This is a genomic window from Actinomadura rugatobispora, assembly GCF_042656285.1.
GTDB lineage: Bacteria > Actinomycetota > Actinomycetes > Streptosporangiales > Streptosporangiaceae > Spirillospora > Spirillospora rugatobispora.
The window spans coordinates 101688-117367 of sequence record NZ_JBHSON010000042.1; the positions used below are offsets into that span (position 1 = coordinate 101688).

Consider the following 15680-nt stretch of genomic DNA (forward strand, 5'->3'; position numbering starts at 1 on the left):
GCGCCTTCTCCGGTCCACGCCACTGCGCGGGCGGGGTCCTCCGGCGTTGGGTGGTGGCATGGCATCCACATCCGCCGCGCCCGCCCCGGCGCACCTTCACGACGATCACGCGGCCGCCGCGATCGGCCTCGTCCGCACCTACGGGTCGGGGGACGGCGCGGTGACGGCGCTCCGGGGCGTCACGGCCGCGTTCGCCCGCGGCCGGTTCACCGCGATCATGGGCCCGTCCGGCTCCGGGAAGTCCACGCTGCTGCACTGCCTGGCCGGGCTGGACTCGGTCACCTCCGGCCAGGTGCTCATCGGCGGGGTGGACATCACCCGGCTGTCGCGGACCGGGCTGACCCGGCTGCGCCGCGACCGGCTCGGGTTCGTGTTCCAGTCGTTCAACCTGCTGCCGATGCTGACCGCCGAGGAGAACATCCGGCTGACCGGGCGGCTGGCCGGACGGCGTTCGGACCCCGAGTGGTTCGGCACGCTGGTGGACGCGCTCGGGCTGCGCGACCGGCTCGGCCACCGGCCGGCCGAGATGTCCGGCGGGCAGCAGCAGCGGGTGGCGGTGGCGCGGGCGCTGCTGACCCGTCCCGAGGTGGTGTTCGCCGACGAGCCCACCGGAAACCTCGACTCCGGGTCCGGGGCGGAGGTGCTGGGCTTCCTGCGCACGGCGGTGGACGCCTACCGGCAGACGGTGATCATGGTGACGCACGATCCGGTGGCGGCGGCGCACGCCGACCGGGTGCTGTTCCTGGCCGACGGCGGCGTCGTGGACGAGCTGGACGGCCCCACCACCGACACCGTGCACGCCCGCATGCGCCGGATGGAGAGCTGAGGGCGATGGCGATGTGGCTGATCGCGCGCCGCTCGTTCACCGAGGGCTGGCCGCGGCTGCTCGCGACGCTGCTGGCCGCCGCGTTCTCGGTCGCGCTGATCGCGGGGTCGCTGCAGTTCACGCTGCGCGCGCAGGAGGCGGTCTCGGGCAGCGACGCCAGCGAGTACGCCCGCGCGGACGTGCTGGTGCAGGGCGGGCAGGCCGACCCCGACGACGTGTACGCGCCGCCGGACGGCCGCGTCCCGCTCGACCGGGTGGCGGGACGGCCGGGGGTCGCCGCGGTGGCCGGGGACGCCATGGTCACCGCGTCGGCGGCGGGACGGGACGGGAAGCCGATCCTGGCCCCGGCGGGCGGCCGCACGCTGCTGCGCCCGTGGGTGGCCGACGCCCGGCTGAACCCGTACACGCTGGTGGAGGGGCGTGCCCCGGCGGCCGACGGGGAGGTCGCGGTCGTCCGGCATGTGGCCCGTGCCGGGAAACTCTCCTCCGGGTCCGATCTCACGCTGCTGCTGCCGCGCGAGTCCCGGCGGATGAAGGTGGTCGGGGTCGTGACCGTGCAGGGGCGGAGCGCGGTGGCCGCGGGCGACCTGATCCTGGCGCCGCCGCAGACCGTCCAGCGGGCGGCGGGCCTGCCCGAGGGGACCTGGCAGACCGTCTGGGTGAAGGCCGCGCCCGGCGTGCCCGCGGCGCGGCTGCGCGCCGACCTCGCCCGCGGCCTCCGCTCCGGTGGAGGCGACGCGGTGACGGTGCGGACCGCGGCGTCCCTGCGCGACCGGCAGTCGGCCGACACGCAGGCGGCGGGCGTCTCGGTCGGCGGCGCGATCGGCATGCTGTCCACGGTGTCGGTGTTCGTCGGGCTGTTCGTGGTCGCCAACACCTTCGGCACGCTGGTCCGGCAGCGCACCCGGCGGCTGGCGCTGCTCAGCGCGATCGGCGCCACCCCGCGGCAGATCGGCCGGCTGATCCGGCTCGAGGCGCTCGCGCTGGGACTGGTGGCGTCGGCGGCGGGGGTGCTGCTCGGCTACCCGGTGTCCTCGCTGCTCACCCGGCTTTTCGCGGAGGACGGGTTCGACATCTCCGCCGCCGACGCCCAGTTCGGGTGGATCGCGCTGGCCGTCCCGGCGGCGGCCGGGCTGCTGGTCACCCAGCTGGCCGCCTGGCGGGCGGCGCGGCGGGCCGGCCGGGTCGCGCCCATGCAGGCGCTGCGCACCGCGTCCGCCGAGACCGCCGGACGCCGGTGGCCCCGGCTGGCGGGCGCGCTGGCGGTCTTCGCCTGCGCCTGGTTCTTCTACGGCCCCGCGTTCGCGATCGCCGCGGAGGAACCGCCCGGCCCGGAGCGCACCATCGGCGTCTCCGTGCTGCTGCTCCTGGGGTCGATGGTCACGGTCGCCGCGCTGGCGGTGCTCGCGCCGTTCTTCGTCGGCCCGCTGGGCGGGCTGGTCGGCCGGATCGGGATGGCGGTGAGCGGCGAGGCCGGGCGGCTGGCCCGCGCCACCATCACCCGCAGCCCGCGCCGGGTCTCCTCGGCCGCGTCCTCGCTGATGCTGGGCGTGGCCCTGGTCGCCGCGACCGCGCTGGTGATGCTGTCGGCCCAGGACCGCTTCGACGAGGCGGGACGGCAGGTGCTGCGCGCCGGCCACGTGGTGACGACGACGGGCAAGACCGCGTCGGGCACCGCGCCGCTCCCCGCCGACACCGCCGCCAAGGCCGCCGCCGTGCCGGGGGTGACGCACGCCGCGTCCCTCACGGCGACGACCGTCAAACTGGTCGACCCGGCGCCGCGCATCCCCGAGGCAGGTGAACCGCTGCCCGCCGACTTCATGGTCAACGGGATCGACCAGGCCGCGCTGCCGGCCGTGCTCGGCCTCGGCGGACGGCTCCCGCCGCTGGCACCCGGGCGGATCGGGCTGTCGTCCACCACCATGAAGGCCTTCGGGCTCGAACCGGGCCGGCGGATCGTGGTGCGCGGGCCGCAGGGCCGGGTCGCGCTCACGGTCGCGGGCGCCTACCACGACCCGTCCCACCTGTTCGCCGACCAGGCCCTCGTCGCGCCCGCCACGATGGAGCGGCTCGACCGGCAGGCGCAGACACAGGCCGTCCTGGTGCGCGGCGGCGACCCCGGCGCGCTCGCCCGCGCCATGGCCGGAGTGCCCGGCGTCACGGTGATGGACGAGGCCGCCTACGTGGAGCACGCGTCAGGGGCACTCCTCAACGGCGTCCACGTGGCCTACGGCTTCATCGGTATGTCGCTCGTGCTGGCGCTGTTCGGGATGGCCACCACGGTCTCGATGAGCGTCGCGGAACGCACCAGGGAGTTCGGTCTGCTCGGCGCGGTCGGCGCCACCGCGGGCCAGCTGCGCGCGATCGTGCGCTGGGAGGCGGCGACGGTCGTGCTGCTGGGCTCCCTCATGGGCCTCGGCGCGGCCGTCGGCACCGTGGGGCTGCTGCACGTCGCGACGGGCAGCTCCTTCCTCGATCCGAACCCGCCGCCCTGGCTGGTGGCGCTGGTGGTCGCCGGGGCCGCCGCCGTCACCGCGGCCACGTCGGCGCTGCCCGCGCGCCGGGCCTCGGGCGTCCCCGTCCTGGAGGCGGCCAAGGCCGAATGACCGTCCGGACGGCGGGTCAGGCGTAGGCGCCGCGGCGGTGGCAGTCGATCAGGTGGTCGTCGACGAGCCCGCACGCCTGCATCAGGGCGTAGGCGGTGGTGGGGCCGACGAAGCGGAAGCCGTGCTTCTTCAGCTCCTTGGCCAGCGCCTTGGACCCGTCGGTACGGGCCGGGACGTCCTCCAGCGCCTTGGGCGCGGGGGCGTCCCGGTCGGCGTACCGCCACGCGGTCGCGGCCAGGCCGCCGGGCAGGTCGAGCGCCGCCCGCGCGTTGGCGATCGCGGCGTCGATCTTGGCCCGGTTGCGGACGATGGCGGCGTCGCCCATCAGCCGCTCCACGTCGCCGGGCCCGAACGCGGCGACCTTCGCGAGGTCGAACCCCGCGAAGGCGGCGCGGAAGCCCTCGCGCTTGCGCAGGATGGTCAGCCAGGACAGGCCGGACTGGAACGCCTCCAGGCACAGCCGCTCGTACAGGCCCTGGTCGTCGCGGACCGGGCGGCCCCATTCGTCGTCGTGGTAGGCGACGTAGTCGGGCGCCGACAGCCCCCAGGGGCAGCGGGCCAGACCGTCGTCACCGAGGATCGCGGTGGTCACCGACCCGTTCTACCGCACCCCTCCGACATCCTTGACCGCCCCGGCCCCGTCGTCCGCCCCGTCGTCCGCCCGTGCCGCCAGCCCGGCCAGGCGGCGCAGGCCCAGCCGCAGGAACGCGCCGATCACCGGTCCGGCCGCGAGCCAGCCGATCCGGCCCAGCGGGCCCAGCGGGAGATCGATCGCCTCGGCCCAGCGGATCCGGCTGCCGCCGTCCGGCAGCGGGACGACCTCGAAGAACGCCTCGCCGCGCACCAGTTTCCCGGTGTGGCGGACATGCACCCTGCGGCCCGGCAGCCACTCGGTGACGACCATGGTGTCGGTGAACCCGACCGGGCCCACGCCCGTCCGGGCCTCCAGCTCGGCGCCCACGCCGCGGCCGCCGCGGGCCGAGGTGAACGGCATCCACTCGTCGTGGCGGGGCCAGTCGGTCAGCAGCTCGAAGACCCGCTCGGCGGGCGCGGACGACTCGGCGTCGGCATGGATCGCCACACGGCTCATGGACGGGCCTCCTCCTGGTTCGCGGTGCCGCCGTTGTTCTTCGCCAGGTCGACGTCGGCGATGCCGCCCGGCTCGGAGGACGCCCAGGGCGGCGCGATCTCCCCGGCGTCCGCGCGTCCCTCGGAACCGCCGTGGTCGCGCTCCCGGAGACGGCCCTCCAGGTCGGTGACCTGCCGTTCGAGGGCGGCCATCCGGGCCTCGCGCTCGTGCAGGGCCGTCATGATGCCGTCGATCGCCCGGTCGGCCACATCGGTCTGATAGCCCCAGAGCCCGCGCGGCAGGCGCGGATGCGGCGAGGACCCGGCGAACGGCGGAACCCCCGGCGCCGGCGGCCGCAGCGGCGGATGATCGCGATGCGCCGGCGACAGCTCGCCGCCCAGGCCCATGGCCAGGGCCACGACGGCGCCCAGCACCGCCAGGCAGGCCAGGACGAGGACCACAACCACGATCAACTCCGATCTGTCGACGCCACCCGTAACAGATCGTGCCACGATCGGAGGCATGGAGTCGCACGAGCCGTGGGTACTGCCGGACAAAGCACCCGTGCCGGAGGGGCTGCTGGACGCCGGAGCGGCGCCATCGGCGGACCGCGTGGCGGATCTGGTGGCCACCGGGAAACCGGTTCTGGTCACGCTCGCCCTGGATGCGCCGGAGGCGCCGGAGGGGACGGAGCCCGATCCCGGCCTGCTCGCGGCCGCCTCGGTCTACGCCTGGCTGGGCGTACGGGCGTTCCGCGCGCCCGAGGGGCAACTGCCCGCGCTGCGGCAGGTGCTGGACATGGTGGCCTCGATCGAGGGGACGCGCCCGCCCGCCCTCACCCGGCGCGGCCTCGCCTGACCCCGGGGTCCGGAAACGCGTGAGCCCGCCGCGGGGGGCGACGGCGGGCTCACGCTCCGGGGAAGAACCGGGGATCCGGAGATCCTGAAGGGAGGGTCGGGTCAGGCGCGGACCTGGTTCCAGGGGCCGGTGATCGCGAAGGTCAGGCCCGGGGTCTGCCGGTTGGCGTACAGCGTCCGGCCGTCCGGGGAGAACGTCACGCCGGTGAACTCGCTGTCGTTGAAGGCGTTGCGGCCGAACGCGAACGGCTCGCCCTTGCGGGTCGTGCCGACCAGGTACTGCTCGCCGTCGCCGTCCTCGGCCAGGATCACGCCGCCGCCGTACGGCGAGACCGTGATGTTGTCGGGGCCGTCGAACCGGCCGCCCGGCTTGAAGATCAGCTCCAGCCGGATCCGGTCGGTCTTCGGGTCGTAGGTCCAGACCTGGCCGGCGTGGTCGGCCGCGGCACCGTCCTCCTTGGAGGAGTAGCTGGCCACGAAGTAGGCCTTGCCGCGGCCCCACCAGGCGCCTTCCAGCTTCTGGCTGCGGGTGACCTTGCCGTCCTCGAACTGCTTGCGGATCGAGGTCGTGGCGGCCGACGGGTCGGGCACCTTCACCCACTTGACGCGGAACTCCTCGCCCGGCGTCTGCGCGAGGGAGAGGTCGGGCAGGTCCCGGGAGTACATCGCCTCCAGGCGGCCCCCCTCCAGGTAGGCGCCGTACTGGCCGCGGTGCGCGCGGGGGCGGAAGCGGTAGAACAGCCCGAACGGCCCGCCGGCGTCCTCGGTCAGGTACGCCTCGAGCGTCTTCGGGTTGATGGCGACGGCCTCGTGCGCGAAACGGCCCATCCCGGTGATCGGCACCGGCTGGGTCCGCTTGCCGGTCGGGTCGACCTCGAACACCCAGCCGTGCGACTTGGTCTGCGCGCCGAAGCCCTCGGTCTCCTCGCAGGTCAGCCAGGTCCCCCAGGGGGTGACACCGCCGGCGCAGTTGGTGGCGGTGCCGGCGAGGCTGATCTCCTGCTTCACCAGGTTGGCCTCGCGGTCCACCTCCAGCGTGGTGGTGCCGCCGAACGCGGCGGGGTCGTACACCAGCCGCGCGTCCGCGACGGGCTTGACGCCGCTGGCGGTCTGCTCGTGGTTGCGGACCAGGCGGACGGTGTCCTTACGGGAACCGGTGAACGTGGCGGTGCCGTCGTGCTTGCCGGGCACCCGGACGCTCCCGGAGATGACATCGCCCTCGGCGGACAGGGTCTTGTACGAGAAGCCCTCCGGCAGGTCCAGCACGCCCTTGGGGTCGGGCACCAGCGGGCCGTAGCCGTAGGCCTCGCCCTTCCCGGCGGCGGAGGCCGAGGTCTGGAAGATCGTGTCAAGGCTTCCGGCGAGCGCGATGGACAGGGCGCCCGCGGCGCCGCCCTTCACGACCCCGCGACGGGACACGGACATGGCGTCTCCTTCACTTCAATGCGATCACGGGGAGCTTCGTGCGCCGCCCTGAACCATCGGTGAACGACCACCGTCCCAGGGAAAAACCCCCAGGACACAGTTCCGCACGGCGAACTTCCACCTAATCCCGCCGTTACGCAAAGTGACGGAAAGGAAAGTTCGCCGTGCGTCGGATTGGTCCCGTGCCGGGGGTCAGAGTTCGGCTTCGGCGTAGTCCTCGGGGGTGGCCTCGATCCGGGGCTGGGAGCGTTCCAGGAGGTCGAACGCCTCCGCGACCGAGCCGGTCCAGCCGATCGCGTCGAAGATCTTCGGACGGGCGAAGCCCTTGTCGGCCAGGCTCTTCATCAGCTCGCGCAGCGGCTCGTACACCCCGGCCGGGTCGAGGATCACCACCGGCTTGGCGTGCATGCCCAGCACCCGGGCGGTCCAGATCTCGAACAGCTCCTCCAGGGTGCCGATCCCGCCGGGCAGCACCAGGAACGCGTCGCTGCGCCGGTCCATCTCGGCCTTGCGGGTCCGCATGTCCGGCGTGACGACCAGCTCGTCGTTGTCCTCGTCGGAGATCTCCACGCTGACCAGGCCCTCGGGGATCACCCCGACGGTGCGGGCGCCGCCGGCCCGGGCGGCGCGGGCGACCGCGCCCATGCACGACACCTGGGCGCCGCCGCTGACCAGGCTGTGGCCGCGGCGGGCGAGCTCGGCGCCGGCCTCGGCGGCCAGCTCCACGTGCACCCTGTCGATCTTGCTGCTGGACGCGCAGAACACGCACACGGCCAGGCCGGAGGACGGGGACATCAGGTGCCGTTCCCGGCCGCGCGGGCGGCCTCCCTTGCGGCCTGCTCCTCCTCCTGCAGCCGCGCCTGCTTCACGTGCGCGTCCACGATCACCCGGACGACCTCGTCGGGGTCGTCGGTGACGTGGAACAGGTCCAGGTCCTCCTCGGAGATCTTGGCCGAGGACAGCATGACCTGCTTCACCCAGTCCAGCAGCCCGCCCCAGAACTCGGTGCCGACCAGCACGATCGGGAAGCGGGTGATCTTCCCGGTCTGCACCAGCGTGATCGCCTCGAACAGCTCGTCCAGCGTGCCGAACCCGCCCGGCAGCACCACGAACGCCTGCGAGTACTTCACGAACATCGTCTTGCGGACGAAGAAGTAGCGGAACTCCAGCCCGATGTCGATGTGGTCGTTCAGCTTCTGCTCGAACGGCAGCTCGATGCCGAGACCGACCGACAGCCCGCCGGCGTCGTCGCAGCCCTTGTTGGCCGCCTCCATGATCCCGGGCCCGCCGCCGGTGATCACCGCGTATCCGGCCTCGTGCAGCCGCCGGCCGATGTCCACGGCCAGCTCGTACTCGTCCGAGCCGGGCTTGGTGCGGGCGCTGCCGAAGACGCTGACCGCCTTGGGGATCTCGGCCAGCAGGCCGAAGCCCTCGACGAACTCCGCCTGGATGCGCAGCACGCGCCACGGGTCGGCGTGCACCCAGTCGGACGGCCCGCGGCCGTCGAGCAGGCGCTGGTCGGTGGTCGTCTGCGGTACGGCCCTCCCGCGCAGCATGGCGGGCCCCTGCCGCCGGCTGCGCCGATTCTCTTCGGATGTCATGCCCCACACCGTAGCCAAGCCCCCGCCCGGCGGGCCGCCTGTTTCCGGCGGCCCGAAGTGACGGTTCCCTGGCGTTCGGCGCTGTTTCCAACGTGGCAACAGATCCCCACAAAGCCCCCGAACCCCGGACACGCGGCCGGCACGCCCGCCCCCCGGCGGAGCCCGCCCCGCGGAAGCCGGTCCAGCGGATGCCCGCCCGGCACGCTCAGCGGCCAGCGCCGCAGGCGCCCGCGCCGCTCGTCCCGGCGTGGCTGCCGCCGTCGCCGCCGGACCGCGTGCCCGAGGACACCGCCTCGCGAACGGCGGTGCTGCCCGTCGCCGACGCCGCACCCGTCTTCGTGGACGCCTCGGGACGCCGCGCCCGTCTCGTCCGGCGCCTCGGGATCCTCGCCAGTGTCGGGCTCCTCGCGTACCTGGCGGTGATCGGCCTCAACCTGGCCATGGGCGCGGACGCCCCGCTGACCCCCTGGCCATCGGGATCCGGCGCGACCCGCGAACCAGCGGGCGACGGCGGCAAGCCGGGCACCCACTCCCCGAGCGGCCCGGCCCCGGCCGCCTCCAGCACCGTGGCCCCCCGGTCCGGCGCATCACCGTCCGGCGGCACGACGGCCACGCGCAGCGCCTCTTCCTCGGCGACGCCCGCCCCGCCGTCCAAGACCCGCGGCAGGGCCCCGGCCACACCGCCCGGCCAGACGCGCGGCAAGCCCAAGCCGAACGGCTAGCGGTGCGGACCAGACCCCCCAAGGGCCATTGGATCCTGCTCCTGCTGACCGGTGTCGCGCTGTTCGCGGCGCTCCTGGTCAACGGGTTCGCCACCGGCGAGATCGGCGAGGGCACCGAGCGTCCCGGACCCGCGGGCGGCAGGGCGCCGGACGCCGCGACCCGGGCCGGGCCGGTGCTCAACCTCACAGGCGGCACGCTGCGCAGCGCACGCCCCTCCGCCGGGACGATCGCGCTCACCTTCGACGACGGCCCCGACCCGGAGTGGACGCCGCGCCTGCTGGAGGTGCTGCGCCGCCACAACGCGCGCGCCACGTTCTTCTCCGTCGGCTCGAAGGTCGCCCGGCATCCGGGCCTGGCGCGGCGGATGGTGCGCGAGGGCCACGAGATCGGGTCGCACACCTACACCCACGTCGACCTCGGCAACGCGCCGTCCTGGCGGACCCGGCTGGAGCTCGACCTGAGCCAGCGCGCGCTGGCGGGCGCCACCGGCCGCGGCACCCGCCTGCTCCGGCAGCCGTTCTCGGGGACGCCGGCCGCGCTCACCGGGGCGCAGTGGCGGGCGGCGCGGGACGCGGCCGGGCGCGGCTACCTGACGGTGCTCACCGACCGGGACACCGAGGACTGGGCGCGTCCGGGCGCCGACGCGATCGTGCGGCGCGCCACCGCCGGGACGGGCCGGGCCGGGGCGATCGTGATGCTGCACGACTCCGGCGGCGACCGCGGCGAGACCGTGCGGGCGGTCGAGGAGATCCTCGAGCGGCTGTCCGCACGCGGCTACCGGTTCACCACGGTGTCGGAGTCGATCGGGCTCCGGGACGGCAACCCGCCCGCCTCGTTCACCTCCAGGGTGGTCGGCAAAGCGCTGGTGCTGGGGCAGCTCGGCTCCGGCTGGGTGGTCGGCGGCCTGACCGCGCTGTTCGGGGTCGCGGCCGTCCTGACGGTGCTGCGGCTGGTGCTGCTGCTGGCGTTCGCGCGGACGCACATCGCGGGGACGCGCCGGGCGCGGCACCGCCGGGCCCGGCGCGGGGCGCCCCCGTTCCTGCCGCCGGTGTCGGTGATCGTCCCGGCCTACAACGAGGAGGCCGGGATCGCGGCGACCATCGGCTCGCTGCTGGACACCGGCTACCCGGGGCCGCTGGAGGTGATCGTCGTCGACGACGGCTCCACCGACCGCACCGCCGAGATCGCCGCGTCGTTCACCGGGATCCCCGGCGTCGCGCTGATCCGCAAGCCCAACGGCGGCAAGCCGAGCGCGCTCAACGCCGGCGTCGCGCGGGCGCGCGCGGAGATCGTGGTGCTGGTGGACGGCGACACGGTCTTCCAGCGCGACACGATCGGCAACCTGGTGGCGCCGATGGCCGACCGGCGGGTCGGCGCGGTCAGCGGCAACACCAAGGTCGCCAACCGGGGCGGGATCATCGGCCGCTGGCAGCACATCGAGTACGTCATCGGGTTCAACCTGGACCGGCGGCTGTTCGACGTGCTGCAGTGCATGCCCACCGTCCCGGGCGCGATCGGCGCCTTCCGCCGCGAGGCGCTCGCCGCCGCGGGCGGCGTGCCCTCCGACACCCTCGCCGAGGACACCGACCTCACCATGGCGATCTGCCGCGCCGGCTGGCGGGTCGTGTACGAGGAGACCGCGCTGGCCTGGACGGAGGCCCCGGCCACCCTCCGGCAGCTGTGGCGGCAGCGCTACCGGTGGTGCTACGGCACGCTGCAGGCGATGTGGAAGCACCGGCGCGCCCTGGTCGAGCGCGGCGCGTCCGGCCGGTTCGGCCGCCGCTGCCTGTCCTACCTGGCGCTCTTCCAGGTGGCGCTGCCGGTGTTCGCGCCCGCCGTGGACGTGTTCACCCTGTACGGGCTGCTGTTCCTCGACCCCGGCACGCTCGCGCTCACGTGGCTGTCCTTCACCGCGCTCCAGGCCCTGGCCGGCTGGTACGCCCTGCGGCTGGACGGCGAACGCGCCCGCACCCTGTGGGTGCTGCCGCTCCAGCAGGTGGTCTACCGGCAGCTGATGTACCTGGTGGTGGTCCAGTCACTGGTCACGGCGGTGCTGGGGGCACGCCTGCGCTGGCAGACCATCCGCCGCGCCGGCACCTTCGACCCCACCCCCGACCTCCCCGCCCACCAACCCGCGCCCTAGGGGCCGGGGCGCAGCGCCTGGAGGAGGTCGTCGGCCAGGACGGAGGAGGCCAGTGCCACGGTCTCGGGTTCGCCGATGCCCTCCTCGGCTCGGCCCGCCATCTCCGAGCCGAGCGCGCCGGGCCCGGCGGCGAAGAGCACGGAGAGGTGCTCGACCGCCTTCCCGGTGGCGGCGCCACTGGTCGGGTCGGCCCGCAAGACCTCGAACGCGGACGCCAGCTCGGCGGTCTGGACGCCGATGAGGATCCGGTAGACGTCGTGGGCGTCCTTGTCGTTCAGCCTGGTCGGGTTCCCGGCGCGTTCGCCGATCTTGTGAAGCTTCGCGACCAGCAGGGCGGCGGGGCCCGCGACCTTGACCCGGTAGTCGCGCGGGTCGGCCGGATCGAGGGCGGGGACGCTCATCAGGGAGTTGTCCACGACCGCGGCCTCGAGCCCGCGGGCACGCCGGGCGACCCGGCGGTCATGCGGAGGTATGCGAGCGGCCCTGGCGGTTCTGCCGCCCGCCCCCGCCAGAGCCTCCGGCACCATGAGGTCGACGGGGATCCCTTCGGGATTGCGCCACGCGCCGGGCTGGCCGTCGTCCGAGGGCCGGAAGCCCGCACGGCTCATGGCCTCCTCGACACGGGGGTCGTCGTCGAGTTCCCTGGGGTCGAGCGCGAGGTCGCTGTCCTTGGTCGCCTCGGCCAGCGCGACGGGGGAACGGGCCGTTCGCAGGTAGACGGCCTGGGCGCCGATCACGATCACCGCGTCCCGATGGGCCTCCAGGGCCTCCAGGGCGTCGAGGAGCGCCGATCGCGACCGGACGAGAAGATCGTCACTGTCGACGCCAGGAGGATTCATTGCGCTTCATCCATTCGATGAGTTCCTCGGCCTCCGAAGGAGCACGGCCGGGTCCGGTCATCAGATCGACCGAGACCTGGGAGGGCGCCGCAATGGTGACCCCCGCGGCGGTGACCAGAGTACGGGCGAAGACCACGTCGATCTCGGGTTCGGCCAGGATCACGTTCGCTCCCGCCTCCGCGGGCCGGAGCCCCCATTGCTCCGCCGCCCGTTCCGCGCTGTCCGTATAGATCATCGCGGAGCGTGCCGGGGCGTAAGGGGCCCATTCGGCGGCGGCGAGCGTTCCCGTCACGGCGTACCGCGCGGAAACGTCCACCGCTCCGCGCAGCAGATCCGGCAGCCCGCGCGGCACGATCCATCGCGTGACCCGGCTGTTGCGAACGAATCCGTAGTCCTTGCTCCAGCGCCGCAACAGCGGCTCCCAGTCGGGCACCGTTATCGATCCGGATCTGTCGCGATTCACCAGTTCCTCACCTTCCAGGAACTCGACAACGCGATATGCCGAACCCGTCGAGACACCGGCCATCTCAACGAGCGACCGAACCGTCCACGAAGTGGGGAAATCCAGGAGTGCGCGGACGATCCTCGCCGCCGGCGCCCCCTTCAACATGCCCCGCGGCCTACCGGGACCACGCCACGGGTCGCGGTCGGCGCCGCGATCCGCGACATGGAGTCCAGGCCGGGAAAGGCTCACTCGCACGTTCCCCGTCGCGTCGACGTACCCCAGCCCCGCACCGGCCAGGCGCTCGCGAACCGGCGGCGAAAGGTAACGGGCGACGACCACCCCCGCGGCCTCCGGCCACCGCGGCATCAGCGCCGACAGGGAATCCCTGATGACGGCCACGTCGCGCCCCTCGACCACGCGCTTGGCCTCCACCACCAGCAGGCCCGACGTCCCGTCCGGCGCCGCCACCTGGAGAAGCCCGTCACAACCAGGGAACGGCTCGTCGAGCAGCCGCAGCGTCCACCCGGGAGGCAGCCGTCCGGTCAGGACGGCCACGCCCGCCCGCAGCACCTCCGCCTGTGTTCGCGGCTCCGGCACGCCCGACCTCCCCGTGTCGACGTTCGGGAAATAGCCTATCTCCACCGCCGACGGAAACCCTGCATTTCCCGAACAGGGTCAGGAGAGCCAGGCGCGCATGCGGTGTTCGCAGTCGCGGATCAGGGGGATCTCGACGTACTCGTCCTTGGTGTGGGCGAGGGTGGGTTCGCCGGGGCCGTAGTTGACGGCGGGCACGCCCAGGGCGGAGAAGCGGGACACGTCCGTCCAGCCCAGCTTGGCCCGGACCTCGGCGCCGCTGGCCTCCACGAACGCGGCGGCGGCCGGGTGGTCGAGGCCGGGGCGGGCGGCGTCCGCGCCGTCCACGAACCTCACCTCGAAGCCGGCGAAGGCGTCCCGGACGAACGCCTGGGCCTCCTCCAGCGACTTGTCGGGTGCGAACCGGTGGTTGACGGTGACGACGCACTCGTCCGGGATCACGTTCCCGGCCACGCCCCCGCGGATGAACACGGCGTTGAGGCCCTCGTGGTACTCCAGGCCGTCCACGACGGGGCGGGCGGGCTCGTAGGCGCGCAGCACGTCCAGGATCCGGCCCGCGGTGTGGACGGCGTTGGAGCCCATCCAGGCGCGGGCGCTGTGGGCGCGCTCGCCCCGCGCGGTGATCTCGGCCCGCAGCGTGCCCTGGCAGCCGCCCTCGATCAGCCCGCCGGTCGGCTCCATCAGCACGGCGAAGTCGCCCGCCAGCAGTTCGGGGCGGGTCTCCACGAGCCGCTTGAGGCCGTTGCGGTCGGCCTCGACCTCCTCGCACTCGTAGAACACGTAGGTGACGTCGCGGCTGGGCTCGGGCAGGGCGGCGGCCAGCTTGAGGGCCACCGCGACGCCGCTCTTCATGTCGGTGGTGCCGCACCCGTAGAGCCGGTCGCCGTCCACGCGCGAGGGGAGGTTGCCGTTCAGCGGGACGGTGTCGAGATGCCCGGCGATGACGACCCGCTGGTCCCGGCCCAGGTCGGTGCGGGCGATGAGGGTGTCGCCGTCCCGGACCACGGTCAGGTGCGGGAGGGGCGCGAGCGCCTCCTCCACGGCGTCGGCGAGGGCCTTCTCGTCCCCGCTCACCGACTCGACGTCGACGATCGCCGCCGTCAGCTCCACCACGTCCACACCCAGATCAAGCCGCATGCTGCCCCAGCGTACGCACCCCACCGGGACGGCAGGGCTCCGGTGGGCGGGGCCGCCGGAGATTGTCGTCTCATGACCTGGTCGTGCGTAGGGTCGGAGGTGGTGGCGAGGGCGTCGGGAGACTCTGCGGACACGGGGGGAACGATGCCGAAACTCGAGACCAGACGGGTCGAGGTCAAGAACTTCCAGCGGCCGGACGAGACCCGCATGTTCGAGGGCAAGGGCCGCGCCGAGGTGATCACGCTGGCGGGCCAGCAGGTCGGATGCGGGACGTTCGAGCCCGGCTGGCGCTGGTCGAACAACGTCAAGCCCATCGCCGGCACGGAGCTGTGCGAGTTCTCGCACCTGTCCTACTGCCTGTCCGGGCGGATCAGGATACTGATGTCCGACGGGACGCAGGAGGAGATCGGACCGGGCGACGTGGCCGCCATTCCACCGGGCCACGACGCCGAGGTCGTGGGGGACGAGGCATGCGTGCTGCTCGACTTCGGTGAGTTCGGCGACTACGCCAAGCGCACCTGAGTGAAAAAGGGGCGCGCGGCGAACGCCGCGGGCCCCTTCTCACTCGACGGTCACGTGTTGATGCCGTGGTCGCGGAGGATGTCGTTCAGCTCGGCCTTGTTGTGCCGCCGGCCCTCCTCCAGGCGCTTGAGGATCAGCACCGCCGGGAGGCCGAACGTGCCGCCCTTGAACTCCTTGGTGCGGGTGCCGCCGACGGCCACGCACCAGTCGGGGATGCGGCCGCGGCTGATCTCCTCGCCGGTCTCCACGTCGATCACCGGCATCGACGCCGACAGGTTGGTGCCCGAGCCGACCACCGCGCCGCGGCCCACCCGGGCGCCCTCGACGATCATGGAGCGACTGCCGATCATGGCCTCGTCCTCGACCACCACCGGGACCGCGTTCGGCGGCTCCAGCACCCCGCCGATGCCGACGCCGCCGGACAGGTGGACGTTCTTGCCGATCTGCGCGCAGGACCCCACGGTCGCCCAGGTGTCGACCATCGTGCCCGAGTCGACGTAGGCGCCGATGTTGGTGAAGGAGGGCATCAGCACCACGCCCGGGGCCAGGTAGGCCCCCCAGCGGGCGATCGCGCCCGGGACGACGCGGACGCCGTCCAGCCGGCTCTTGAGCGGGATGCGGTCGTGGTACCGGAAGTCGCCGACCTGGGAACGCACCATGCCGAGCACCTTGAAGCTGAGGAGGATCGCCCGCTTGGCGCGCTCGTCCACGACGACCTGGTCGGTCGCGGGGTCGACGAGGGCGACCCGGGCCTCGCCGGAGTCGATCTGGTCGACGGCCGCGACGATGGCCGCGCGGGCGTCGGCGTCGTCCGGCGTCAGGTCGGCGCGCCGCTCCCACAGCTCGTCGATGGTGCCGGAGATCGGGCTGGTGAACGTTTCGGTCATGGCCCC

Annotated in this window: 16 protein-coding genes; 6 read left to right on the forward strand and 10 right to left on the reverse strand. The window is 73.8% G+C overall.

Annotated features, from left to right (window positions below; all coding sequences use genetic code 11):
* Window positions 1-58: 58 nt before the first annotated feature.
* On the forward strand, window positions 59-826 hold the full coding sequence (locus tag ACFPZN_RS27670) for an ABC transporter ATP-binding protein (RefSeq protein WP_378285138.1): 768 nt from the start codon (window positions 59-61) through the stop codon (window positions 824-826).
* A 5-nt stretch (window positions 827-831) separates the two neighbouring features.
* Window positions 832-3432: an FtsX-like permease family protein gene (locus ACFPZN_RS27675; RefSeq protein ID WP_378285139.1), complete on the forward strand. Its 2601-nt coding sequence runs from the start codon at window positions 832-834 to the stop codon at window positions 3430-3432.
* Window positions 3433-3448: 16 nt separating this feature from the next.
* Here the strand turns inward: ACFPZN_RS27675 and ACFPZN_RS27680 are convergent, their stop codons facing one another.
* The 3 genes from ACFPZN_RS27680 to ACFPZN_RS27690 are packed head-to-tail and all read right to left on the reverse strand — an operon-like array spanning window position 3449 to window position 4974.
* Complete coding sequence (locus ACFPZN_RS27680; protein WP_378285140.1) at window positions 3449-4024, reverse strand: DNA-3-methyladenine glycosylase I; 576 nt, start codon at window positions 4022-4024, stop codon at window positions 3449-3451.
* Window positions 4025-4033: 9 nt separating this feature from the next.
* The gene (locus tag ACFPZN_RS27685; RefSeq protein WP_378285141.1) at window positions 4034-4522 is read right to left on the reverse strand and encodes an SRPBCC family protein; all 489 of its coding nucleotides are present in this window, start codon (window positions 4520-4522) and stop codon (window positions 4034-4036) included.
* Complete coding sequence (locus tag ACFPZN_RS27690; RefSeq protein WP_378285142.1) at window positions 4519-4974, reverse strand: hypothetical protein; 456 nt, start codon at window positions 4972-4974, stop codon at window positions 4519-4521. The genes ACFPZN_RS27685 and ACFPZN_RS27690 overlap by 4 nt, the downstream gene beginning before the upstream one ends.
* A 49-nt stretch (window positions 4975-5023) precedes the next feature.
* On the opposite strand from ACFPZN_RS27690, the gene ACFPZN_RS27695 reads away from it, so the two are divergent.
* Window positions 5024-5359, forward strand: a complete 336-nt coding sequence (locus ACFPZN_RS27695) for a hypothetical protein (RefSeq protein WP_378285143.1) — start codon at window positions 5024-5026, stop codon at window positions 5357-5359.
* A 101-nt stretch (window positions 5360-5460) separates the two neighbouring features.
* Here ACFPZN_RS27695 and ACFPZN_RS27700 read toward each other — a convergent pair whose 3' ends face one another.
* The 3 genes from ACFPZN_RS27700 to ACFPZN_RS27710 form a co-directional block, all read right to left on the reverse strand.
* Entirely contained in the window at window positions 5461-6783 is a 1323-nt protein-coding gene (locus tag ACFPZN_RS27700; RefSeq protein WP_378285144.1) for an alkaline phosphatase PhoX, read from the reverse strand.
* 192 nt (window positions 6784-6975) lie between these two features.
* Entirely contained in the window at window positions 6976-7578 is a 603-nt protein-coding gene (locus ACFPZN_RS27705; RefSeq protein WP_378285145.1) for an LOG family protein, read from the reverse strand.
* On the reverse strand, window positions 7578-8384 hold the full coding sequence (locus ACFPZN_RS27710; protein ID WP_378285146.1) for an LOG family protein: 807 nt from the start codon (window positions 8382-8384) through the stop codon (window positions 7578-7580). The genes ACFPZN_RS27705 and ACFPZN_RS27710 overlap by 1 nt, the downstream gene beginning before the upstream one ends.
* 188 nt (window positions 8385-8572) lie before the next feature.
* Between ACFPZN_RS27710 and ACFPZN_RS27715 the strand changes: the two genes are divergently transcribed.
* Window positions 8573-9106 (forward strand): hypothetical protein, encoded by a 534-nt coding sequence (locus ACFPZN_RS27715; RefSeq protein WP_378285147.1) that lies wholly within the window; start codon window positions 8573-8575, stop codon window positions 9104-9106.
* 2 nt (window positions 9107-9108) lie between these two features.
* Window positions 9109-11250: a bifunctional polysaccharide deacetylase/glycosyltransferase family 2 protein gene (locus ACFPZN_RS27720; protein ID WP_378285148.1), complete on the forward strand. Its 2142-nt coding sequence runs from the start codon at window positions 9109-9111 to the stop codon at window positions 11248-11250.
* On the opposite strand, the gene ACFPZN_RS27725 is transcribed toward ACFPZN_RS27720, so the two are convergent.
* The 3 genes from ACFPZN_RS27725 to dapE form a co-directional block, all read right to left on the reverse strand.
* On the reverse strand, window positions 11247-12089 hold the full coding sequence (locus ACFPZN_RS27725; RefSeq protein ID WP_378285149.1) for a GSU2403 family nucleotidyltransferase fold protein: 843 nt from the start codon (window positions 12087-12089) through the stop codon (window positions 11247-11249). The two genes, ACFPZN_RS27720 and ACFPZN_RS27725, sit on opposite strands and share 4 nt — an antisense overlap.
* On the reverse strand, window positions 12064-13131 hold the full coding sequence (locus ACFPZN_RS27730; protein ID WP_378285150.1) for a hypothetical protein: 1068 nt from the start codon (window positions 13129-13131) through the stop codon (window positions 12064-12066). Before ACFPZN_RS27730 ends, ACFPZN_RS27725 begins: the two co-directional genes overlap by 26 nt.
* Window positions 13132-13209: 78 nt before the next feature.
* Window positions 13210-14265 (reverse strand): succinyl-diaminopimelate desuccinylase, encoded by a 1056-nt coding sequence (dapE, locus tag ACFPZN_RS27735; protein ID WP_378285151.1) that lies wholly within the window; start codon window positions 14263-14265, stop codon window positions 13210-13212.
* Window positions 14266-14409: 144 nt separating this feature from the next.
* Between dapE and ACFPZN_RS27740 the strand changes: the two genes are divergently transcribed.
* Window positions 14410-14787 (forward strand): cupin domain-containing protein, encoded by a 378-nt coding sequence (locus tag ACFPZN_RS27740; protein WP_378285152.1) that lies wholly within the window; start codon window positions 14410-14412, stop codon window positions 14785-14787.
* Window positions 14788-14837: 50 nt separating this feature from the next.
* Here ACFPZN_RS27740 and ACFPZN_RS27745 read toward each other — a convergent pair whose 3' ends face one another.
* A complete protein-coding gene (locus ACFPZN_RS27745; protein ID WP_378285153.1) occupies window positions 14838-15674 on the reverse strand; it encodes a 2,3,4,5-tetrahydropyridine-2,6-dicarboxylate N-succinyltransferase in 837 nt (278 codons plus the stop codon).
* Between the last annotated feature and the right edge of the window lie 6 nt (window positions 15675-15680).

Excerpts from the sequence above, each read along its gene's own strand:
- ACFPZN_RS27695 (WP_378285143.1), top strand. The coding sequence starts at position 5,024 with ATGGAGTCGCACGAGCCGTGGGTACTGCCGGACAAAGCACCCGTGCCG.
- ACFPZN_RS27710 (WP_378285146.1), bottom strand. The coding sequence starts at position 8,384 with ATGACATCCGAAGAGAATCGGCGCAGCCGGCGGCAGGGGCCCGCCATG.
- ACFPZN_RS27705 (WP_378285145.1), bottom strand. The coding sequence starts at position 7,578 with ATGTCCCCGTCCTCCGGCCTGGCCGTGTGCGTGTTCTGCGCGTCCAGC.
- ACFPZN_RS27745 (WP_378285153.1), bottom strand. The coding sequence starts at position 15,674 with ATGACCGAAACGTTCACCAGCCCGATCTCCGGCACCATCGACGAGCTG.
- ACFPZN_RS27725 (WP_378285149.1), bottom strand. The coding sequence starts at position 12,089 with ATGAATCCTCCTGGCGTCGACAGTGACGATCTTCTCGTCCGGTCGCGA.
- dapE (WP_378285151.1), bottom strand. The coding sequence starts at position 14,265 with ATGCGGCTTGATCTGGGTGTGGACGTGGTGGAGCTGACGGCGGCGATC.
- ACFPZN_RS27700 (WP_378285144.1), bottom strand. The coding sequence starts at position 6,783 with ATGTCCGTGTCCCGTCGCGGGGTCGTGAAGGGCGGCGCCGCGGGCGCC.
- ACFPZN_RS27740 (WP_378285152.1), top strand. The coding sequence starts at position 14,410 with ATGCCGAAACTCGAGACCAGACGGGTCGAGGTCAAGAACTTCCAGCGG.
- ACFPZN_RS27715 (WP_378285147.1), top strand. The coding sequence starts at position 8,573 with ATGCCCGCCCGGCACGCTCAGCGGCCAGCGCCGCAGGCGCCCGCGCCG.
- ACFPZN_RS27675 (WP_378285139.1), top strand. The coding sequence starts at position 832 with ATGGCGATGTGGCTGATCGCGCGCCGCTCGTTCACCGAGGGCTGGCCG.
- ACFPZN_RS27685 (WP_378285141.1), bottom strand. The coding sequence starts at position 4,522 with ATGAGCCGTGTGGCGATCCATGCCGACGCCGAGTCGTCCGCGCCCGCC.
- ACFPZN_RS27670 (WP_378285138.1), top strand. The coding sequence starts at position 59 with ATGGCATCCACATCCGCCGCGCCCGCCCCGGCGCACCTTCACGACGAT.